Annotated in this window: 17 protein-coding genes and 1 tRNA gene; 6 read left to right on the forward strand and 12 right to left on the reverse strand. The window is 40.9% G+C overall.

What is annotated here, in order from left to right; translation table 11 throughout:
* Positions 1–129 precede the first annotated feature (129 nt).
* Both smrA and OCU78_RS03820 read right to left on the reverse strand, forming a co-directional pair.
* The gene (gene smrA, locus OCU78_RS03815) at positions 130–714 is read right to left on the reverse strand and encodes a DNA endonuclease SmrA (protein ID WP_137374849.1); all 585 of its coding nucleotides are present in this window, start codon (positions 712–714) and stop codon (positions 130–132) included.
* Between the two features lie 210 nt (positions 715–924).
* Positions 925–1,062 carry a DUF3149 domain-containing protein gene (locus OCU78_RS03820; protein WP_137374848.1) on the reverse strand — a complete coding sequence of 46 codons (138 nt, stop codon included), beginning with the start codon at positions 1,060–1,062 and terminating at the stop codon, positions 925–927.
* 255 nt (positions 1,063–1,317) lie between these two features.
* Between OCU78_RS03820 and OCU78_RS03825 the strand changes: the two genes are divergently transcribed.
* Positions 1,318–1,394, forward strand: a tRNA-Pro gene (locus tag OCU78_RS03825).
* 292 nt (positions 1,395–1,686) lie between these two features.
* Here OCU78_RS03825 and OCU78_RS03830 read toward each other — a convergent pair.
* Positions 1,687–2,565, reverse strand: a complete 879-nt coding sequence (locus OCU78_RS03830) for a TraB/GumN family protein (RefSeq protein ID WP_137374847.1) — start codon at positions 2,563–2,565, stop codon at positions 1,687–1,689.
* A gap of 408 nt (positions 2,566–2,973) precedes the next feature.
* On the opposite strand from OCU78_RS03830, the gene OCU78_RS03835 reads away from it, so the two are divergent.
* Both OCU78_RS03835 and OCU78_RS03840 read left to right on the forward strand, forming a co-directional pair.
* Positions 2,974–5,628, forward strand: a complete 2,655-nt coding sequence (locus OCU78_RS03835) for a beta-N-acetylhexosaminidase (protein ID WP_137374846.1) — start codon at positions 2,974–2,976, stop codon at positions 5,626–5,628.
* A gap of 454 nt (positions 5,629–6,082) precedes the next feature.
* Positions 6,083–6,739 (forward strand): oligogalacturonate-specific porin KdgM family protein, encoded by a 657-nt coding sequence (locus OCU78_RS03840; protein ID WP_137374845.1) that lies wholly within the window; start codon positions 6,083–6,085, stop codon positions 6,737–6,739.
* Between the two features lie 156 nt (positions 6,740–6,895).
* Here the strand turns inward: OCU78_RS03840 and OCU78_RS03845 are convergent, their stop codons facing one another.
* Complete coding sequence (locus OCU78_RS03845; RefSeq protein WP_180033746.1) at positions 6,896–7,348, reverse strand: DUF411 domain-containing protein; 453 nt, start codon at positions 7,346–7,348, stop codon at positions 6,896–6,898.
* A gap of 44 nt (positions 7,349–7,392) precedes the next feature.
* Positions 7,393–10,131, reverse strand: a complete 2,739-nt coding sequence (locus OCU78_RS03850; RefSeq protein WP_373367632.1) for a heavy metal translocating P-type ATPase — start codon at positions 10,129–10,131, stop codon at positions 7,393–7,395.
* A 496-nt stretch (positions 10,132–10,627) separates the two neighbouring features.
* On the opposite strand from OCU78_RS03850, the gene chiP reads away from it, so the two are divergent.
* The 3 genes from chiP (at position 10,628) to gltX (ending at position 13,996) form a co-directional block, all read left to right on the forward strand.
* Positions 10,628–11,743, forward strand: a complete 1,116-nt coding sequence (chiP, locus tag OCU78_RS03855) for a chitoporin (RefSeq protein WP_137374842.1) — start codon at positions 10,628–10,630, stop codon at positions 11,741–11,743.
* Positions 11,744–11,843: 100 nt separating this feature from the next.
* A complete protein-coding gene (locus OCU78_RS03860) occupies positions 11,844–12,458 on the forward strand; it encodes a YccT family protein (protein ID WP_137374841.1) in 615 nt (204 codons plus the stop codon).
* 110 nt (positions 12,459–12,568) lie between these two features.
* Positions 12,569–13,996, forward strand: coding sequence for a glutamate--tRNA ligase (gene gltX / locus OCU78_RS03865; RefSeq protein WP_137374840.1), 1,428 nt, complete (start codon positions 12,569–12,571; stop codon positions 13,994–13,996).
* 104 nt (positions 13,997–14,100) lie between these two features.
* Here gltX and OCU78_RS03870 read toward each other — a convergent pair whose 3' ends face one another.
* From OCU78_RS03870 to OCU78_RS03900, 7 genes are all read right to left on the reverse strand, one after another.
* Positions 14,101–15,324: a beta-ketoacyl-ACP synthase gene (locus OCU78_RS03870; protein WP_137374839.1), complete on the reverse strand. Its 1,224-nt coding sequence runs from the start codon at positions 15,322–15,324 to the stop codon at positions 14,101–14,103.
* Positions 15,321–16,046, reverse strand: coding sequence for a 3-ketoacyl-ACP reductase FabG2 (locus tag OCU78_RS03875; RefSeq protein WP_137374838.1), 726 nt, complete (start codon positions 16,044–16,046; stop codon positions 15,321–15,323). The genes OCU78_RS03870 and OCU78_RS03875 overlap by 4 nt, the downstream gene beginning before the upstream one ends.
* Positions 16,043–16,507, reverse strand: coding sequence for a hotdog family protein (locus tag OCU78_RS03880; RefSeq protein WP_137374837.1), 465 nt, complete (start codon positions 16,505–16,507; stop codon positions 16,043–16,045). Before OCU78_RS03880 ends, OCU78_RS03875 begins: the two co-directional genes overlap by 4 nt.
* Positions 16,500–17,687 carry a beta-ketoacyl-[acyl-carrier-protein] synthase family protein gene (locus OCU78_RS03885; protein ID WP_137374836.1) on the reverse strand — a complete coding sequence of 396 codons (1,188 nt, stop codon included), beginning with the start codon at positions 17,685–17,687 and terminating at the stop codon, positions 16,500–16,502. The genes OCU78_RS03880 and OCU78_RS03885 overlap by 8 nt, the downstream gene beginning before the upstream one ends.
* A 2-nt stretch (positions 17,688–17,689) precedes the next feature.
* Positions 17,690–18,274: a DUF3261 domain-containing protein gene (locus OCU78_RS03890; RefSeq protein ID WP_137375000.1), complete on the reverse strand. Its 585-nt coding sequence runs from the start codon at positions 18,272–18,274 to the stop codon at positions 17,690–17,692.
* A 110-nt stretch (positions 18,275–18,384) separates the two neighbouring features.
* Positions 18,385–20,742 carry an MMPL family transporter gene (locus OCU78_RS03895; RefSeq protein WP_137374835.1) on the reverse strand — a complete coding sequence of 786 codons (2,358 nt, stop codon included), beginning with the start codon at positions 20,740–20,742 and terminating at the stop codon, positions 18,385–18,387.
* A complete protein-coding gene (locus OCU78_RS03900) occupies positions 20,714–21,376 on the reverse strand; it encodes a LolA family protein (protein ID WP_137374834.1) in 663 nt (220 codons plus the stop codon). Before OCU78_RS03900 ends, OCU78_RS03895 begins: the two co-directional genes overlap by 29 nt.
* Between the last annotated feature and the right edge of the window lie 8 nt (positions 21,377–21,384).

A 21,384-nucleotide genomic window follows, 5' to 3' on the forward strand; every position in this document is an offset into this window, starting at 1 on the left:
ACGAGGTAGTTGCTTAGTGATTACGTGATTTTAGCACCAACACTAGTGTTCAGCATTAACTATCTTTCGGGATACTAGCTAGCTTAAAGGAAACTAAATGTTTTAAAGGTAGCTCACTGGCTTATAAGGTTACTGACTCATACGTTTTTGGTGCTTTTCTCTATTCTCTAGTTTCTTGCTATTGCTTTTTCGGAGCATGACATACACAGCGCCGCTACCGCCATGGAAGGCCTGAGCAGAATGGACACATTGTACATCGTTAATTTGAGTCATCCAGTTAGCGACATAGCTTTTCATCAGTGCGGGTGGATTAGATCGTTCACCTTTCCCATGTACGATTAACACCGTTCGTACATCCATTGCCAAGCATTGACGTAAAAATGAGAGAATGTCATTTCTGGCGTCTTTCAGCGTTTTTCTGTGTAGATCTAATTTGGCTTGAATTGGGTACTTTCCTAAGCGTAGCTTTTTGTACACACCGTCTTGTACACCATCTTTTTTATATTCGATGATATCGTCTGGTTTGATCATAGGGCAGTAATCGAGAGACAAATAATCTTGGTCATCATCAGACAGCCACATCGCCGCTTCACGTTTCGCTAGCTGTGCGTCTGTAACGCGATGAACCTTTTGATGCTCAGCGGTATCTTGGTCAATACGCTTTACATCTCCCATCATTTGTTGGAATAAATCTAGATCGTTATCATGAGACATATTGTTCACCTCAAGTCAGCTATGTTGCATGTTGAAGCTATTGTATGAAATAGGGCTAAAAGAGGAAAGTGAATCTAAGAAGTGGAATAAGACAAATGATTCTGAATTCAGAGGAAAGTAAAAAACCGGAGGCGACAATAAATATCAACTCCGGTGCTAAGCTAATAATTATCATCCACTCTTACTATGAATGATAAAGGCTTGGCGATTTTAGTGAGGAGTGTCAGTCATAACTTTGTAGATGAAGAAGCCTCCATAAAACATCATAAGACCAAGTGCTCCAAAGATGACTATCATTGATGATAGCCCTACCGCGTTACCAAATAGGAGATCAAGCCAAAAGTCCATGTGTTTACCTCAAAGTTTAAGATGACAAATGTGAGTTTATTCATTGGAGCAATAACCTCCCTGATCTGGATCAATCTTGTTTCATAAGTTAAAGATATGTTTCCTTAGCTGTGTTTTTAATCACATTTTTATTTAATTGTATGAGTTTTGTTCGAATGATTTTTTATTTAAAAAAAACGATGAAAACCGCTTGCGCATAAATTCAGAATCCGTATTATACGCTCCATCGACAGGCAATAAGCCAGTTAGATATCTCGGTGAATAGCGCAGCTTGGTAGCGCATCTGGTTTGGGACCAGAGGGTCGGGGGTTCGAATCCCTCTTCACCGACCATATTAAGAAAAAGGCTCTGCATTTATGCAGAGCCTTTTTCGTATGAGCTAAATAATTTTTTGCTTAAACTAAACAAAGCTTCACTTGTATAAAACAAAGCAGTAACAGCATTAAACTGAGTGGTTTTGATTTTTATGGCTTTAAACTTATATCCATTCAGATGGACTCAGGGTGATTTGAAATAGCTTTGATGGGGTTTGTTGGTGTAAAAAAGATTGTTAGCCGTAACGAATTCACTACGGCTGTGTAACCTAGCTATTAATAGATGTAAGCCATTTATGAATAAAAGCGATTAATGGACAAAGGCACAAGGTGCTTTTTTACTTGTCGATAATTGCCTAACGGTAAAACCTTTATCTTTTAACAAAAGTATAAGGTTTTGTTCTCCAACCAAGTGAAGAGTGCCTACAACAATTAAATGCCTGCTGTTGCTACTAACTAAGTCATTCCCGTCTAATTGTTTAGCCCAGTCGTGATTGCGTTTAAAAACAAATCGCTCGATCATTTCATCACTCATATCAGAGCTTCCACCCATTTCCTGTAGATTCTGTTTATCGCCAGACTCCCAACTTTCAAATAAACAGTGAGTATTACTCTCAGAATGTTCCCATTCATTTAAACCACTGACCAATAGCTCTTGCCCATCATTTTTAAGCCCGCTAATGAGATCAATTTGAAATTGCATAGGTTCAAGTGACAGAACCGGCTTATTTTTCAGTGTTGCCTGTATGCCTAAGTAGTTATCTATCCCGTATTGGTTCTCATAGCCAAGTTGCTGAAAACGTTTTATTTGCACGGTTAATGCGGTTACCCAAGGCGCAGCATTGAGCATTTGTTGACTATTGAGGTTCAACGATTGGCTAATATGCGTAAGCTGTCTTTTTTGTTCAGCTGTCAGAATACTTTTTGTTGTTATTTGGTTTTTAGGGTAACGAATCTCTGATTCTTTTCTGACATCCGTTTCTAGTATCAAGCCATCACTTGAACTTAAATATTCAGTGACAGCTTTAGGTAATGGGTGCATTTCAGAGCTACCCACATGCACAGAACCAAAAATGAGGAATTCTTTATTGTCTTTTTTCGCAGACCAGTAGAGAGGTTCTGCAGAAACGGTGGCAGATAGGTAACCAATGACACAAAGAAGGTTTGAAAATAAAACAAGTAGTCGCACAGGGTCATCCTAGTTAATCGAGTTAGATCACGTCAAAATCTATTTTACCGAGATAGTTTTGACGTTTTTTTTGGGAGTGATTTCACATTCTATTCAGCAAATTTTCAATATGAATTCGACTCTGTAAAATCAACAGTGACTTGTTGAATAAAAAAAGACTACTTCCTTCTTATTTCTTGTGACTTAAATCTCAAAAATTCCGTCAAAATAAAAATAACGGAATGATCGTTAATCGTAACTCAATGATTTTTAATGCTAATTAGTTTTTATATTTTTTACGGTTTGAACTTGATCACTTTTCAATGTTGATTTAATTCACGCTGAAAAATAACACCCTATAGTTTATTCAACTTTGAAACGAACCTTTTACGTTTCACGCTAGATTTAAACTTTTATGGGTAGGTAAATATGTTAAAGAGACATTTAATTGCAGTTTCAGTACTTGCAGGTTTGACGGGATGTGCGGCAACACAAACTTCAGAGCAGCAAGTTGTTAACTCACTCGCCGATAACCTAGATATTCAATATGAAGTTATTACTAACCATGGCGCAACTAAAGGTCTGAAATGTCAGGACTTAGGGGCTGAATGGGCATCTTGTAATAAAGTAAACATGACGTTAGTTAACCAAGGTGAAGCGGTTGATTCGAAAGACTGGGCGATTTACTTCCACAGTATCCGTCTCATATTAGATGTTGATAATGAGCAGTTCAAAATTACTCGTCTGACAGGTGACTTGCATAAGCTAGAACCTACTGAGAAGTTTGATGGTTTTGCCGCAGGTGAAGAAGTGTCCCTTCCTCTTACAAGTGAGTACTGGCAGTTATTTGAAACTGACTTTATGCCAGGAGCTTTTGTTGCATCACCTAACACTGAACCCAAGATGATAGCTTCGCTGAACACTGAAGACATAGCATCGTTTGTTCGTGGTCTAGAAGGCAATAACTTAAAGCGTACTCCTGATGATAATAATGTCATGGCAACAGCAGTAACCCGCTTTGAAAAGAATGAAGATCTAAAATCACTAGATGTGACAACGACTTTACTTCCAACCCCTATGTCTGTTGAGGTAGGTAAAGGGTCTGTAAGTATTGCTGATGGTATTGCCCTGCCAGAAGCTATCTTTAGCGAAGAGCAGTTTTCAGCCCTTGAAAGCCGTTCTGATGTGGTAGGTGTGAATGTTAGTGGTGATTTACCTGTTGAAATCACTGTTGTTCCTACAGACTTCACTGGTGAGCTTGCTAGAACAGGCGCTTATCAACTAAACATTGAAGCTGATGGCATTGCGATTAAAGCCTTCGATAAAGCCGGTGCGTTTTATGCGGTGCAATCTATCTTTGGTCTGATAGATAGCGATAATGTTGAGTCCCTACCACTTCTTTCTATTAATGATGCCCCTCGCTTTGATTACCGTGGTGTGATGGTGGACGTTGCTCGCAACTTCCACTCAAAAGAAGCCATTCTTGCAACGTTGGATCAAATGGCGGCGTACAAGATGAACAAATTGCATCTTCACTTAACAGATGATGAAGGCTGGCGTTTAGAAATCCCTGATTTACCAGAGTTAACAGACGTTGGTTCAAATCGTTGTTTTGATTTAGACGAGAGAAGCTGCTTACTGCCTCAGCTTGGTTCAGGGCCAACAACTGATAACTTCGGTTCTGGATTCTTTAGCAAATCAGACTATGTTGAGATTCTAAAATACGCAAAAGCACGTGAAATCGAAGTTATTCCAGAAATTGATATGCCAGCTCACGCAAGATCTGCTGTTGTATCGATGGAAGCACGTTACTCTCGCTTGATGGAAGAAGGGAAAGAAGCAGAGGCGAGCGAATATCGCTTGATGGATCCACAAGACACTTCGAACGTTACTACGATTCAATTTTACGACAAAAAGAGCTTCATTAACCCTTGTTTAGAGTCATCGACTCGCTTTGTAGACAAAGTCGTTTCTGAAGTAGCGGCTATGCATAATGAAGCTGGCATGCCATTAACGACTTGGCATTTCGGTGGGGATGAAGCGAAAAACATTAAACTTGGTGCTGGTTTCCAAGATCTAGATTCAAAAGAAAAAGTGGCGTGGAAAGGGGATATTGACCTATCTAAACAAGATAAACCTTTTGCACAATCACCTCAGTGTCAAAGCCTAGTGGCAAGTGGTGAAGTGAGCGATTTTGGTCATTTACCTGGTTACTTCGCTCAAGAAGTATCGAAAATTGTTGCTGAGAAAGGTATTCCTCACTTCCAAGCTTGGCAAGATGGATTGAAATACGTAGAAGAGGGCGCTGAAGTCTTCGCAACAGAAACAACCCGCGTTAACTTCTGGGATGTTCTTTACTGGGGTGGCACATCATCAGTTTATGATTGGTCTAAGAAGGGATATGACGTTATCGTTTCAAACCCAGACTACGTGTACATGGATATGCCGTATGAAGTAGATGCTAAAGAACGTGGCTATTACTGGGCAACTCGTGCAACTGACACTCGTAAAATGTTTGGCTTCGCACCAGAAAACATGCCTCAAAATGCTGAAACATCATTAGACCGTGACGGAAATGGCTTCACCGGTAAAGGTGAAATAGAGGCAAAACCATTCTACGGACTATCAGCACAGCTATGGTCAGAAACGGTTCGTACCGATGAACAATATGAATACATGGTATTCCCACGAGTATTAGCAGCTGCAGAAAGAGCATGGCACAGAGCTGATTGGGAAAATGACTACAAAGTTGGAGTTGAGTATTCTCAAGAGACCAACTTAGTTGACCAAGATGGACTTGATTCAGACTATAACCGCTTTGCTAGCATTCTTGGTCAACGTGAATTAGCTAAATTGGAAAAAGCGGGCATTGATTATCGCTTACCTGTACCAGGAGCGAAAATTGAAGACGGAAAACTGGCTATGAACGTTCAGTTCCCAGGTGTTGAACTTCAATATTCTGTTGATGGTGAAAACTGGCTAATTTATGAAGATGAGCAACGCCCAACAGTAAGTGGTGAAGTTTCTATTCGCTCAATTTCGGCAAGTGGAGAAAGAGTAAGTCGAGTGACCACGTTACGTTAATCTGATTTTTTGTAATCGAAGCCTCCCTAGTTAGGGGGGCTTTTTTAGTTTTAAAGAGAGAAATATCCCCCATTGCTCTGGCACACTTGGTGACGCTGATCACATTATTCGCATCAAAAAATAAGACCAAAATAAAAACCTCTAAATCTAATGTGATGTCGAAGAGGAAATAGTTGTAATTGTTATGATTAATCGTGATCTTTATCACTGCGAATTAAGTTTCGTTTTTGTCAGTAAATTTAATAAAACTATTAAGTATTTGATTTTTAACGAGTAAAAAATCTTAGACTTGTTTGGTTGTGATTAAGATCACTAAAGTTACTGTTTTATTTTGTGAGTCAAATTAATTAATGCAAGATGCGTCGCATGCCAAGGAGGCACTAATTAACGAAGTGGTGAAGGTGAATGAATTACCGAAGACATACCGCTACAAATAAAAATTAAGGCAGTTATTATGAAAAAAATTATCGCTCTAAGTGCACTTTCTCTTGCTTTTGCTTCTAGTGCTTTTGCTGGTTCTTCTTACGTAACAGGTAACGTTCAACTTCATTCTGATTTCGATCCATCAGTATCTTCGACTCTAGAAGCTGGTCATACGTTTGACTCTGGTACAACGTTATTGACTGAGTTCGATGGCATCTCTCTAGGTAAATACGATGATGATGCTGTTCAAGACAGCGGCATGGGTAACTCGCCATACATCACTCTAGGTGTAGAGCAGATGTACAATATCAACGACAACCTATGGGTTGCTGCTGGTTACCACCATCTACTAAACAATGGCGAGACAGTACAGTACCGTCCACTTGTTAAGATTGGCTACAACTTCGATAATGGTATTTCTATCAGCAACCGTACTCGTTACCATTCAATGGAAGACAGCAAAGCTGACGACCAAACTCGTTTCGACAACCGTATTGGCTACTCTGTAAATGAAGATTTAGCGGTTAGCTACAACAACGTTTACGTTATGAGTGATGCCAATAACACGATGGATCACGAGCTTCGTGCAACATGGACTCGTCAAGGTGTTCAACCTTACTTTGAATTCCGTAACCAAGCTGATAACGAAAACAATGCATTCGTATTCGGTGCATCTTACGGCTTCTAAGCGGTAGTTTTAACGCTGTAAATTAAAGCACCCAGTTTGCTTTACTGTCCAAAGCAAAGAGCCTAGTCATCTGCCTGATTACAGATTTGACTAGGCTCTTTTTTTCTTTGTAAATTCGACCTATCGACTTTTTTACATTCTACGAGTCAGACTTAATTATTTTGGTTGGTAAAGTCGGTATTCAAACGTTTGTCCACGTTCATTAAATGCATACACTGAGTACTCATCTTTCTGATCACCATACTCCATTCCTGGAGATCCCATTGGCATGCCTGGTACTGCTAAGCCTTTAGCATTACGTGGCGGGTTCTCTAAAAAGGCTTTAATATCTTTTGCGGGAATATGTCCCTCAAATACATACCCATTGATTTCGGCAGTATGACAAGAAGCAAGCTGAGGAGTTACACCCAACTTTTCCTTAATTGGATTCATATTTTCATGTAAACGTTCTTTTACGTGAAACCCTGCTTCTTTCATATGTTCTGTCCACTCAGTACAGCAGCCACAATAAGGTGATTTATGGTTAAGAACATCGGTCGCAAATGCCTGTTGAGAAACGACGGCAAGCGCTGCAATTGAAAGAGCTTTAATTTTCATAGTGAGCCTCATTAAAGGTAAATCATGTTGTCTGAATTGATTTTATATGGTTAAGCTTATGATTTTGAATGATTGTTTGTCGGTTTAAATAACCGCAACCGGTTTGCGTTGGTGACTACAGTAATAGAAGATAGTGCCATAGCCGCACCGGCAAAAACGGGGCTGAGTAAAAATCCGAAAAATGGATAAAGTACACCAGCAGCAATAGGGATCCCTAAAGAGTTGTAGACAAAAGCCCCAAACAAGTTTTGCTTCATATTTTTAACCGTTGCTTGCGAAAGTTCAATCGCATTGATAACCGCAAGGGGAGAAGAATTAAGAAGCGTCATCTGGGCACTTTCGATAGCCACATCGCTACCACTTCCCATCGCGATACCAATATTAGCTTGAGCAAGAGCTGGAGCATCATTGATACCGTCACCGACCATTGCGACATGTTGGTACTGATTTTGTAAGCGAATAATATGTTCTGCTTTTTGTTCTGGTAAAACATCAGCAATAATTTCATCTATGCCTAATTCTTTACCTATTGCCTTAGCGACGATTGAATTATCACCAGTTAATAAAACAGAATGGATGCCTAACGTTTTCAACTGCTTAATCGCAATTTTACTCTCATCTTTTAAAGCGTCTGAGATACCTACAACGCCTATCAGTTGGTTATCTACGGCAATAAATATTGGGCTCCAAGCTGACTGGTCACATTCATTGATTGCTGGTTTTGCATGGTCCATTTCAATGTTTAACTGAGTTAAATAATTGAAAGATCCGACATTGACTGATTGACCATCAATAATGACATGCAACCCTTTCCCTCGTTCATTTGAAAAATTTTGAGCAGGCAATAATGCTAGGTTCAAATTATGAGCATATTGACAGATCGCTTTTGCTAAAGGATGTTCGGAAGCCACTTCCGCTGAATAAGCCATGGTCATTAATTCTGATTCGGAAACACCAAAAGGGAATACTTTCTGAATGGTTGGCTTACCTTGAGTTAACGTGCCAGTTTTATCAAAGACAACCGCTTCCACTTTACTTGCCGACTGCAAGACATCGGCATCTTTTATCAAGATCCCTAATTCGGCCGCTTTACCAACACCGACTGTAATTGAAAGGGGAGTAGCCAAACCCAAAGCGCACGGGCAAGCGATGATTAAAACAGTGGTAGACACCACTAACATATAGCTCGCACTTGGCTGTGGACCAAAAATAAACCAAATGAAAGCAGAAAAAAGTGCTATAGCGACAACAACAGGTACAAAAATGGCAGAAATCGAATCCGCTAATTTGGCAATGGCAGGCTTACTGCTTTGCGCTTGGCGCACCATTTGGATTATTCGAGCTAACATAGTGCTTGAACCTACCCCGACAGCCTCAATAATCAAGCTGCCATCGTTATTGATGGTTCCTGCTGAAATAGAATCTCCAACCTTTTTCACACTTGGTAAAGGTTCACCTGTCAGCATGGATTCATCAACATAAGATTCACCAGTGAGGACCTTTCCATCAACCGGAATTTTCTCACCTGGCTTGATTCTAAGTGTCATTCCAACCTGAATGGCTTCTAAAGGAACGACTTGCTCCTTATCATCAATGATTACCGTCGCTTTTTGTGGTTGAAGATTGATGAGTGCTTGCAGCGATTGGGTCGTTTGCGCTTTCGCTTTAGCTTCAATGTAGTGACCAAGTGAAATTAAACCAATGATCATCGCGCTGGCTTCAAAATAGACATGACGCGAGGCTTCAGGAAACCAAAAAGGAAAAACCACAACCAACATAGAATAAAACCAAGCTGCCCCAGTACCAAGCGCAACTAAAGTATCCATTGTAGCGCGCTGGTGGCGTAGTGATTGAAGTGCATTTTTAAAGAAACTTCTTCCGGAAGTTGCGAGAAGAATGAAGCAAAGTATTCCGATAATCCCCCAAATGATTTGGTCGGTTGGATTTCTAATCATCATATTGCCGCCAAATACTCCCCAAAGCATGAGGGGAGCACCAAGCATCAAGGCGTAGAAAGCATTCTTGTGAAATGCAGCTTGAACTAAAGCTTGCTGTTCTTTTTGTTTCTGCTGTTGTGTTTGAGCATCATCAACAAACTGAGCTTGATACCCCGCAGCTGAAACGGCATTCACTACGAGGTTTTCTATTTCAGTTCTACTTTTTGATGTGAATAAAAGGGCGGTTTGCTCAGCTAGGTTCACTTGAACTTTATCAACATCAGGTACTGCTGATATTGATTTTTCAACGGAAGATACACAGCTAGCACAAGTCATTCCCTGTAATAATAAATGAAAACTTTGATTATCGGCTTGAGGGAGAGTGAGCTTTTCTTCCGGCTTACTATCATCTAGTTCTTTAGATACCAACTTATCTTCTTGCTCGTAATAAGTGACGGCACTGAAACCAGCATTTTCGACTGTAGTAATGATGTGAGATTCGGGTAGGGAGGATTTAACCATTAACTCAGTGGTCGTGATGTTCAAATCATAAATTAAGCTTTCTGAATCAAAGGCACTTTTGAGTTTATTGACACACTTACCGCAATTCAAACCAGATAGTGTTAAATGCCATGAGTGACCAAGTTGATAACCTAGCGACTTCACTTCGTTAGATACTTCGACAAAGCTTAATGTGGTTGAAATATCGATAGAATCAACCGTAATTGAGTTGATAGATACAGCTGGCAGCTGTTCTAAATGCGTTCGTAGTTTTCCCACGCAACCCATGCAGTTAAGCCCACTTAATACTGTTACATAGTGATTCATCTTGATTCTCCAGACCTCATTTACACACAGCTTAAACCTTACCCTTAGGTGAAGGTCAAACTAATCTACACAGTTAATTACAAAATGAGTGACTGAAAACAAACGTCAAAATCGCCCCAAAGCCCATTTTTGCTGGTTTTAGCATTGCGAGTGACTTCAAAATTCCTTATCAATGAATATAAAGTTCCCTGAATAACAATTTTTTTTACGTGATATCAACCTATAAATTTCTAATTATTTAAGATTTTTAGTGATCTAAATCACTCGTCAAAATTTAATTAACGTCATTTTTTTTTATATAAAACCTTCAAAACAAAGTATTCAAAGGTTTTTTGTTTTTTTAGAAAATCGTATTTTGATGCAGATCTGATTTGGTATTTGAATGTTTTTCTACAAAAAAAAAGTTTGCCATATTTGCCTCGTCCATAAATAGAACGTTCGTTTAAGACACTGATTTTCAAGGATGGTTTCCTTCAAGGCTAGTGATAAACGATAAAAATTAAAAAAATGTATAGGGGTTAATCTTATGTCTACTTTTAAAAAGACATTACTAGGTGCAGCAGTTTCAACGCTGATGTTCAGTGGCGCAGCATTTGCCGAAGGCGCAAACAGCGATGCAGCAAAAAACTATTTAACGAAAGACTCATTTTCTTATGAAGTGTACGGCATCATTGCAATGCAAGCGGCTTATCGTGATTACGATTCTGGCGTTAGCGCAACAGATGACAATCTAGGCGGGACACAACTAAATAACGAATCACGAATTGGTTTCCGCGGTAAGAAAGATTTCGCAAACTTTGGTCCAACGTTTATTTGGCAAATTGAAGGTGGTTATGTAGATCCAAGCTTCGGTGGTGAAGGTGCTGGTCTTGGTGAGCGTGATACGTTTGTTGGTTTCGAAAGTGAATCACTAGGTCAAGTTCGTTTAGGTCGTGTGTTAACACCTATGTACGAATTAGTTGATTGGCCTGCATCTAACCCAGGTTTGGGTGATGTATATGACTGGGGTGGTGCGATCGGCGGAGCTAAGTATCAAGATCGTCAATCAAATACCATTCGTTGGGATAGCCCAATGTACAACGAGGCGCTGTCATTTGATGTTGCTGTAGGTGCTGGTGATAAAGCTGGTTTAGGTGAAGGGGATGATTACTGGAGTGGCTTAGCGGCACACTACAAATTAGGTCCAATCCAATTTGATGCTGCGTATGAAGCAAACCGTAATATTGTGTCTGAAGGAGCTAATTGGTCGAACGATACTTACTTAGTTGGTATGCAAGGTTGGTTTGATAACGGCATTTCATTCTTCGCACAATATAAAATGATGGAAGCATCAGCAGGCAGTACAGATGAGAAGCAAGACGCAATGTCTGCAGGCTTGATGTACACCACTGGTGATTGGCAATACAAGTTGGGCTACGCAGCAAACTTCGAACTTGAGCGTAACGGCAAAACAATTGATAACACAGACGACAACGTGATTTCTGCACAAGTGATGTACTTTGTAGATCCTTCTGCGGTTATTTATGTTCGTGCACGTACTTTAGACTTTGGTGACGGTGCTGAAACGATTGACAACACAGGTGAACGTTGGAAATCAGCAGATTACGATGAGCTTTCTGTAGGTGTTGAATACTACTTCTAACCTTCAATTAACACATGTTTTTGAAAAGCATTGTAGATTGATGTGAAGCTAAATAAGGGTATGCATGTCATGCCCTTTCCTCGTTAAATTGGTAATTATTATGACTGTAAAAAAATCTTTATTGCTTGGTGCTATTCCTTTTCTATTTTCTTCCTTTGCTATGGCTAGCGGAACATTAATACTTCAAAAAGAGATGGTTCCTCAAGTTCTCAACGGTGAAGCTATTGCGGCTTCTCACTTTACCGCTCAAAACACTATCCAATTAGAAGATGGAAAAAACCAATTGGCATTAACCGTTGGACAAATTGTTTTTGAAGACGGAAAACGCAGAAAGTACGATTCTCAACCGATTCTATTGAGTTTTGAAGCTCAGCCAGATCAAGTGTTATCCATTAACTACCCAACATTTCGTACGATAGAAGATGCGAAAAAATTTGAACGTTCACCGGTTATCACATTGTCGGCTGAGAATGGTGAAGCGGTTCAGTATGAACTTGGTCAGTTGAACAAAGGTGGTTTACAAGGTTTTAGAGACTTTGAAAGAGAAGTTGCTGAGTACAATCAAAAATCTGGAAATGAAGTATCAGGAAAAGTGAAGAAAACAGTACCAATGTCTGAGATAAAAAATGTCGCAATGTTGCAAAGTGATTTTTCTAAATTGGATGCTGAGCAACAGCAAGAATTCATGCAATGGGCGATGCGTAATTTAAAGTAATTTCTAGCATTGTAGATTTGCCTTAGGGTGGTAAAATGTCGCCACTTTTACCCTTGTATCCGCAGCTGGTATTGATTATATCGCTGCACATCCATCTCTAAGGTATTTAAATGACGGTTAAAACTCGTTTTGCTCCAAGCCCTACTGGCTATCTTCACGTTGGTGGTGCACGTACTGCACTTTACTCTTGGCTGTTTGCTAAAAACCAAGGCGGTGAATTTGTTCTTCGTATTGAAGACACTGACTTAGAGCGTAACTCTCAAGAAGCAGTAGATGCGATCTTAGAAGGCATGCAATGGATGGGTATGGAGTGGGATGAAGGTCCTTACTACCAATCTAAGCGTTTTGACCGTTACAATGAAATGGTTGATAAACTTCTTGCAGAAGACAAAGCATTCAAATGTTATGCATCTAAAGAACTGCTTGACGAAATTCGTGAAGAGCAAGAAGCAAACAAAGAAATGGCTCGTTACGATGCAAACCACCCTAAAATTGTTGCAGCAAACGAAGCAGCAAACGAAGGTGATGCATGCGTTATCCGTTTCCGCAACCCGAAAGAAGGCAGTGTAGTTTTTGATGACCAAATTCGTGGTCGTATCGAAATCTCAAACAGCCAACTTGATGACCTGATCATCCGTCGTACAGACGGTGCACCAACCTATAACTTCGTTGTTGTGGTTGATGACTGGGACATGGGTATCACACATGTTGTTCGTGGTGAAGACCACATCAACAATACACCTCGTCAAATCAACATCTATGAAGCACTAGGCGCGCCAGTTCCAACTTTCGCTCACTGTGCAATGATTCTTGGTGATGACGGTGCGAAACTTTCTAAGCGTCACGGTGCTGTTTCTGTAATGCAATACCGCGATGAAGGTTACCTGCCAAATGCTCTAAACAACTATCTAGTTCGTTTGGGCTGGTCTAACGGTGACCAAGAAATCTTCTCTCAAGAAGAGATGATTAACTTGTTCAGCTTAAATGCGATCAGCAAGTCTGCATCTGCGTTCAACACTGATAAGTTACTTTGGTTGAACAACCACTACATTAAAACTTCTGAACCTGAGTACGTTGCAAAATACCTACAATGGCACCTAGATGAGCAGAAGATTGATACTGCTAATGGTCCTGCAATCACTGAAGTGATCAAGCTAGTTGGCGAGCGTTGTAATACGCTTATTGAACTTGCTGAGCAATCTCGCTATTTCTACGAAGATTTCTCTGAGTTTGAAGCTGGCGCAGCTAAGAAGCACTTACGTGGCGTAGCAAAAGGTCCACTAGAGCTAGCATTGGCGAAAGCTGAAGCACTTGAAGACTTCACAACTGCAAACATCAAAGAGGGTGTTATTGCTGCTGTATGTGAAGAGCTAGAGATCGGAATGGGTAAAATCGGTATGCCACTTCGCGTAGCAGTAACCGGTGGCGGTCAGTCTCCTTCTGTTGACGCAGTAATGGAACTTGTTGGTAAAGAGCGTGTTGTTGCTCGTATCAAGATGGCTCTAGAATTCATTGCTGAGCGTGAAGCTAACGCTTAATATGCAATGACATAAAAGAAAAGGGGGCAGTAACTTCGGTTACTGCCCCCTTTTTGTTCTTGTCTGCAATAACATTCTTTATTTACTAATAAAGAGTTTTCGAATTAGATTTTTTTGAAAATTATTGAGGTATTAATTCCGCCGAAAGCAAAGTTGTTACTCATTAAGTACTCGACTTCCAGTTCTCGACCTGTACCTGTGATGTAATCCAGCTTTCCGCAGTTTTCATCTATATTTTCTAAGTTAAGAGTCGGGCTAAACCAACCGGAGTGCATCATTTCTAAACTTAGCCATGCTTCAATGGCGCCACATGCCCCTAAAGTATGCCCGAAGTAGCTTTTTAAAGAGCTAATGGGTACTTCACCAAAGATATTGGCCGTTGCATTACTTTCGGCAATGTCACCTTTGTCTGTTGCGGTGCCATGAGCAGAAACAAACCCAATTTTCTCAGCTGGAAGTTTGGCGTCTTTTAGTGCTTTTTCCATACAAATTTGCATGGTTTCCATTTGAGGTTGCGTGACATGCGCAGCATCACAATTACTCGCAAAGCCAATGATTTCAGCATAGATCTTAGCGCCACGAGCTACTGCATGATCGTATTCTTCAAGAACTAACGTGCCAGCACCTTCACCGATAACTAGCCCATCTCGATCTTTGTCGTACGGGCTAGGTGATGTCTTCGGGTTGTCATTTTTAAGGCTGGTGGCAAATAATGTGTCGAACACGGCTGATTCTGTCGGGCAAAGTTCTTCGCCACCACCGGCAACCATAACGGTTTGGTAACCATGTTTGATCGCTTCATAGGCATAACCAATGGCTTGGCTACCAGATGTACATGCGCTGCTGGTTGGGATTACTCGACCTTTTAAACCAAAAAACAGACCGACATTGACTGCTGCGGTATGCGGCATCATTTGAACATAGGTAGTCGCTGTAATTGCGCGTGTTGATTTTTCATTTAGCATCACACCAAATGCACCAACTGCGTCTGTACTACCCGTTGAAGATCCGTAGGCAATACCCGTTTCACCGTTAGTGAGAATATCATGACCGATTAAACCGGCTTGCTCTAAAGCATTTTCAGTCGCAACAGTAGCAAGGCGGGACACACGTCCCATACCTCTAACTTGTTTACGCTTGTAGTGTTTTGGCAGCTCAAAACCATCAATTGGAGCGGCAAGCTTGGTGTTTAGACCATCATATTGCTCAAAACTTGGCATGTACTGAGTGGCATTTTCACAAGCTTTGAGTTTAGGTTCGATTTGCTGCCAATCATTACCAAAAGCGGTGACACCTGACATTCCAGTGACGACAACTCGGCGGGTCATACTAAGCCTCCATTCACTGAAATTACTTGGCGTGTCACATAGCCAGCAATATCAGACATCAAGTAGCTGACAAGCCCTGCGACCTCTTCTGGCTCGCCCATACGGCGGAGCGGAACTTGCGGTAACGCGTGTTCTTTCACATGCTCATCAACCATGCCTGTATCAATTAGACCAGGAGCCACACAGTTTACTGTGATTTTTCGTTTAGCTAGTTCAAGCGCGAGCGATTTGGTTGCACCAATCACACCTGCTTTTGCCGCTGAATAGTTGGTTTGACCACGGTTACCCATGATCCCAGAAACAGAAGCCAAAGTAACAATGCGCCCGCCTTTACGTTTTTGAACCATAGGCATCACACAAGGGTGTAGGACGTTGTAGAAGCTATCTAGATTGGTGTGAATCACCCCATCCCATTCTTCTTCAGTCATGGCTGGGAAAGCGGTATCTCTGGTAATTCCGGCATTATTTACAACACCATAGTAAGCACCATGTTGTTCAATATCGGCTTCTAAGGTTTCACGGCATTGCGCTCGGTTGCTGATATCAAATTGGATTAAGCGCCCTGAAGCGCCCTGTGCTTTAATCGATTCAAGTGTTGCCTGCGCACCTGCTTTGTCGCCCATGTAATGAACGGCGATTTCAAATCCATCTTTTGCCAGTTGAATGGCGATTGCTTTGCCGATGCCTTTGCTGGCACCCGTGACGAGTACTTGACGAGTCATGACTGGCTCCTAGTTTTCATTTCTTGTAATTTTTCTTGAGTTGGGACGTACACATTTAACTGACATTGAGCTAATGGTTCACCAGCACATTTAATGTTTGCTGTAAAAACCGCCATGCCATTATCTTCCATCAATTGCTCTGCAAAAATATCTAGGGTTTGTCCAACCGAAAATTCATCACACTGTGCTTGATATCGCCGAGAACCTAATAAAAATCCGATAGGCGCTTCTTTTCCTTTTTGGTGTGCGTGGTAGCCCGACCAAGCCGCGATAGACTGCGCCATAAATTCAATGCCTACGTAAGCAGGTATGGATTGGGTTTCTTTATCAAAAAATAGATTCTGTTCACTAATCGTGACTTGGCAATGGATGGATTCATCTTCAACTTTGATGGCTCTATCGATGAAAATCATTGGAGCATCGTGAGGAAGTAAAACATCAATGGAAGGGATATCAGTCATTTACGACACCAAAAATAAGGCTAATGTTGTTACCACCAAAAGCAAACGAGTTGCTTAAGATATTTGTTTTTTTTATTTGTTGTGGGCAGTTTATCAAATCAATGTCGATGTCAGCAGCTTTATCCTGACATTTTTGTAAGGGAAGCGGTAAGTTGTGCTTCAGTATATGCCACGCAATAGCGGCTTCGACTGCACTTGCTGCCCCCAAAGTATGCCCAGTAATAGGTTTAGTGGAACTAACTGGCACTTTAGCCCCAAATACTCTGTGTATTGCTTTGCTTTCCATCGAATCATTTAATGGGGTCGCAGTACCATGAGCATTGATATAACCAATATCTTGAGGAGATAACTGAGCGGCATGCAATGCTTTTTTCATTGCTTGTTCAGCTCCATTACCTTCAGGGTGGGGCGCTGAAATATGATGAGCATCGGAACTGTCACCCGCGCCTAGTAATGCAATAGTCGGTCTGCTATCACTTGCTGGCTTATTTTTGCTCAGCAACATAAAGGCTGCCGCTTCACCGATATTGATGCCATTTCTTTTTGAACTAAATGGTTGGCATAAAGTGGATGACAGAGCTTCAAGCCCATGGAATCCATTCAATGTAAGCTTACATAATGTATCGGCTCCGCCGACTAATACCGCATCGACCATTCCCGAATTTAATAAGCGTTGAGCAGTTAAGAAAACTCGCCCACTTGAAGAACAAGCGGTCGAAATCGCGTAGTGAGGACCATTAATATCGTAATACTGGCTTAAAAAGTCTGTGATATTGCCTAACTCTTGCTGTGAATAGCTAAAGTCACCAGGGAACTGTCCATTGTCTAATTTGTGCTTAAAGGCAGTTTCACCATCAGCAATGCCTGAGGTACTGGTGCCCACGACGATAGCAATACGATCTGTCCCATATTGCTTTTTCATCAACTCAATAGTCGGCTCAATTTGTTTCAAAGCTGAAAGTGCAAGGCGGTTATTGCGAGTATTAAATTTTTGCAAATACTCAGGAAGGTTCGGTAATGATTCCGAAACCCTACCAACAATCGTCGCTTTTCCGTCATTTAAAATCTGTAAGTCTTCAACCATATTAGGGTTGTAACCACTTTCTAAACGATGGTGTATATCTGTGATTTGTGACCCAAGGGCGGAATGGAAACCACAGTCATGAATATAAATAGGCATAGTTACTCGTTCTTTATTGGCGGATTAACGATGGTTGAATTTAGGGTTTGAATCTTAATTTTATAGCCTTGAGTGAGGTGCTTGAAGGTCACTTTTTTCGCTAACTTGTCAGGTTGGGTATCACTTGGTTTTTCATCTGCCGGGTATTGGTAAGTGATTTCGATAATGGCGTGGTCGCTCTCATCAAATATCTTTCGAGTCTCATTCGTTTCTACCATATACCACCCAATCGCTTGCAATGGTTGCTGCCATGCATCTATTGGCCAAAGTGTAATCATTAAGTTGAATAAGATCTGCTCTGGTTGAGGCAAGGTTTGATCTAACCCGGTGAGAATGTCGGTGTCTATTTGATTGTCTTGATATGTCAAAGATAGAATTCGTGTTCCCCATGAAGAAAATCCTGCAAGAATGACTTTATCTGCATCGACTTGAAGCTGAACGGGTAACTGATGAGTTTTGTCTTCCCATGTCGCACTGATCAGTTGGCTAGCTGTGACTGAATAACCTAACTCATAAGGCTGAGGTAAAGTCAGATCAATGCCCGGTTCTATCGTGACAGACGATCCTTTAGGCTGCAAAGCATTCATCGAGCAAGCGTTTAGAAGTAGCGCAATACAAGTTATTAAACTGAAATGAATAAAACGCCAGGTTTTAATGTCTTTTATCTTCACACTCACGAGTCTTAGTTCCTATGCTTTCATACTGATTGTTGAGGGCGCTGTAACGCCATCGGGGATAATAGCCAAGCAACAAAAATCCCGGTTAGTACAGTAATGCCAAAACTATGAATAGCATGGGTGTTACTTAGAGAAAGTAGCCCAAATGACAGCAGTGTCGTTAAGCAAGATAAGGTGACTGCTAATAAAGTGCTTTGGCTCTTTTTCTGCTCAGCAAAAAATAAGGTGTAATCAATCCCTATCCCTAAAATTAAGATAAGCCCGAGTAAATTAAACAAGTTCAACGATGACCCTAATAGCGCAGTAATGGCTAATCCCGATACTCCTGCGATTAACGATGGAGTGACCATGAGTACACTATGTTTGAAACCATAACGAACGGAAAGTACAGCTAAAATTACAGCCAGAGCGATGATTAGTAGCTCGGTGACTTTTGTACGATATTGAGTAAACAAATCAGATATTTCATTCGCTTTGTTCAAATACCTGATTGGGTTATTTTCTGAATCTTGATGTGCTGTTTTTGATGCTAACCAGTTTTGAAATACTTCAGGATCTTGGATGCTTTTAATTAACACAACAGAGGCTGAGAGACCATCAATAGGGTTAAGCCAAAGCGGTTTCACTGGTTTTGAAACAGGTGAAGCTAAAAAATCTTGTACATTAAATGGGGTAAATGGTGTTATCTCTGGAAACTTCTTCCAGCCCAACGTGGATTGAAGTGAGGCTTGCTGTGATAGATACAATTGCTGAACAAGTTGATGGTTTTGTTCTTGCTCTGCAATAGTCGGTAAATATTGATTAATGCTTTGATAACCCGTGATCACTCCTTGTTCAATCAATCTATCTAAATCTTTTGAGACATGAGAAATTTTAGACAGCAGTAATTGAGGATCTTCTTCTGTGATTAACAGCATATCTTGCGATTGACTGACGCCTGATAAAGAAGCAATCAATTCTTCTTGATGCTTAAGGGAGTCCGGCATAGCTTGCAGCTGACGAATGTCGTCGTTGTAGCTTACTTGGGTAAGAGTAACCAAACTTAATACGAATAAAGCAGAAGGTAATATGACCTTAAATTGGGGCTTATCCCACAGCGAAAACCACATTGCCCAGATCTTGGTTAATGGCAAAGGAGCATCGGCACTTGGTTTTTCAGCCAGTACTGGATACCAACATACAACGCTCACGTAAGCAGCGATTAGACCAATTGATGAAAATAAGGCCAGTTGTTGTAAGCCGGGAAAAGGTGCGGCTAACAAGCCAAGATAACCAACAAGGCTCGTTGCTAAACCTAGAGAAATAGCGACGAATATGTGTTTTAAGCCTTTCTGGCTATTCCATGATTGCCCAGCCGCTAATCTATCGGTGAGGTAGTGGAAAGCGTAATCAATTGATACACCAATCAAGCTAGCCCCAAAAACAAGGCTAAAAAGATGTACTTGTCCAAATATGGCGACAGTACTGGCTAAGGCAACCAGCAATCCGGTACTAATGGAAAGTAATGCTAATGCGAGTGGAAGCGCACTGCGGAAAGTAAACCAAATCAGTAAAATAACCCCGATTAATGAGCCAATACCAATGGTGCTGATTTCTGACTTCGCGCTTTGCGTTCCATAGTCCGCATAGAACACGACTCCGGTATGAAAAATATCGACTTCAAATTGACCTTCGACTTGTTTCTTTAGCTCTATGATTTCAGAAAGGTGACTTTGAGTTTGTAAACTATAAGGTGACTCTTTAAGAGTAGCTGTCACCAAGATGTAAAACTGCTCGTTCTTTGTAACGGTTAAATACCCATTCTTGAAAGTAAAATTACTAGATTGAGAACCAACTTCATTTAGGTAATCTCGAAACAACAAGAATGGGTCACTAACCAGTTCAGTTGCCGTTACTCCTGAAAAAGGGTTGTAGAGCGATTGAATTACATATTGTGTCTGCTGCTTTGGAGATTGCTCCAGCATTTTTTTTTGAGATGGGGTGAGCAACTGAGATCGGTGCTGAAAATAAAAATCGGCCCATTTTGCCTGTGTCTGCTGGCTGATCTTTCCTTGTATGTCTTCAAATAAAGGCTGTTTAATACGCTGATTTAACTGGTGGAGATCTCGCTCAAACTGTTTCACTGCTGAAATAACCGTTTCTTTAGAAGACCCACTGACCATAAATACTACTTGATTACTCATTGAAGCTGAGATTTGTTGGAAAGCCTGCTCAGCAATTGGGTCTTGCTGGTTTTGAGGAAGTAATCTAAGGATATTGGTTTCAATAGGGATAGAAGGTGAAAAAGCGAATTGCTTTATCAACAATCCGCTAAAAAATACAACGATGATCAGCCAGAGTAAGGCGAGCTTAGAACTTAAATTGTTGCGCTTCTGCATCGGTTAGCCTTGGTGGTTGATGAGTCAGCTGACTAAAGTGAATTGTGGTGCTATCTCCTCTAATTTCTTCAAGAGAGATAGAATGAATATCTTGTGAGCCTGACAATGCAATACGTCGAAAGACAGCGTTTAATGGCGCGCTTTTAGGCGTAAGTTCTAGCTTCCATTGGTTACCACTCTCTGAGTTATTCATAGGCGTGAAGGATAGGTCAAACTGATCTTTCAGTTGCTCTGTATCACCATGGAATACGGCAAGAAAAATATGGCTAAAATAGAATGCCATTGGGTTATCTTGATTTGTGATGATTTGAGCGGGTTGATCCGCAAATCTCTGGCTGAGCTTGTTGTCAGTAAGGATCAGCTTTACAGGAAAAGGAATGGTTTGATCCCATACCAACCCGTTATCTTTATCCAAAACGAACGAACCCTGTGAGGAAAGTGGCTGATCGAACATCGCGACTTCACGGACTTGCTCAAAGTTGCCACGAACAATATTCTGATGGTTTAAAGTCGTTTGTAATTGCTCTAAAGACTTTATCTCTGTCTCTTGAGCTGTCGCTAATGTGCTAAAAAAAGCACAGAAAATTAAACATAGTGGTAGAAAGAGAGTGGTTATGTTTTGTCTAAATATCATTCTGCGTG

This window comes from Vibrio gallaecicus (assembly GCF_024347495.1).
Lineage (GTDB): Bacteria > Pseudomonadota > Gammaproteobacteria > Enterobacterales > Vibrionaceae > Vibrio > Vibrio gallaecicus.

Excerpts from the sequence above, each read along its gene's own strand:
- OCU78_RS03860 (WP_137374841.1), top strand. The coding sequence starts at position 11,844 with ATGACTGTAAAAAAATCTTTATTGCTTGGTGCTATTCCTTTTCTATTT.
- OCU78_RS03880 (WP_137374837.1), bottom strand. The coding sequence starts at position 16,507 with ATGACTGATATCCCTTCCATTGATGTTTTACTTCCTCACGATGCTCCA.
- OCU78_RS03875 (WP_137374838.1), bottom strand. The coding sequence starts at position 16,046 with ATGACTCGTCAAGTACTCGTCACGGGTGCCAGCAAAGGCATCGGCAAA.
- gltX (WP_137374840.1), top strand. The coding sequence starts at position 12,569 with ATGACGGTTAAAACTCGTTTTGCTCCAAGCCCTACTGGCTATCTTCAC.
- OCU78_RS03845 (WP_180033746.1), bottom strand. The coding sequence starts at position 7,348 with ATGAGGCTCACTATGAAAATTAAAGCTCTTTCAATTGCAGCGCTTGCC.
- chiP (WP_137374842.1), top strand. The coding sequence starts at position 10,628 with ATGTCTACTTTTAAAAAGACATTACTAGGTGCAGCAGTTTCAACGCTG.
- OCU78_RS03890 (WP_137375000.1), bottom strand. The coding sequence starts at position 18,274 with ATGAATGCTTTGCAGCCTAAAGGATCGTCTGTCACGATAGAACCGGGC.
- OCU78_RS03840 (WP_137374845.1), top strand. The coding sequence starts at position 6,083 with ATGAAAAAAATTATCGCTCTAAGTGCACTTTCTCTTGCTTTTGCTTCT.
- OCU78_RS03885 (WP_137374836.1), bottom strand. The coding sequence starts at position 17,687 with ATGCCTATTTATATTCATGACTGTGGTTTCCATTCCGCCCTTGGGTCA.
- OCU78_RS03820 (WP_137374848.1), bottom strand. The coding sequence starts at position 1,062 with ATGGACTTTTGGCTTGATCTCCTATTTGGTAACGCGGTAGGGCTATCA.
- smrA (WP_137374849.1), bottom strand. The coding sequence starts at position 714 with ATGTCTCATGATAACGATCTAGATTTATTCCAACAAATGATGGGAGAT.
- OCU78_RS03835 (WP_137374846.1), top strand. The coding sequence starts at position 2,974 with ATGTTAAAGAGACATTTAATTGCAGTTTCAGTACTTGCAGGTTTGACG.
- OCU78_RS03900 (WP_137374834.1), bottom strand. The coding sequence starts at position 21,376 with ATGATATTTAGACAAAACATAACCACTCTCTTTCTACCACTATGTTTA.
- OCU78_RS03895 (WP_137374835.1), bottom strand. The coding sequence starts at position 20,742 with ATGCAGAAGCGCAACAATTTAAGTTCTAAGCTCGCCTTACTCTGGCTG.
- OCU78_RS03870 (WP_137374839.1), bottom strand. The coding sequence starts at position 15,324 with ATGACCCGCCGAGTTGTCGTCACTGGAATGTCAGGTGTCACCGCTTTT.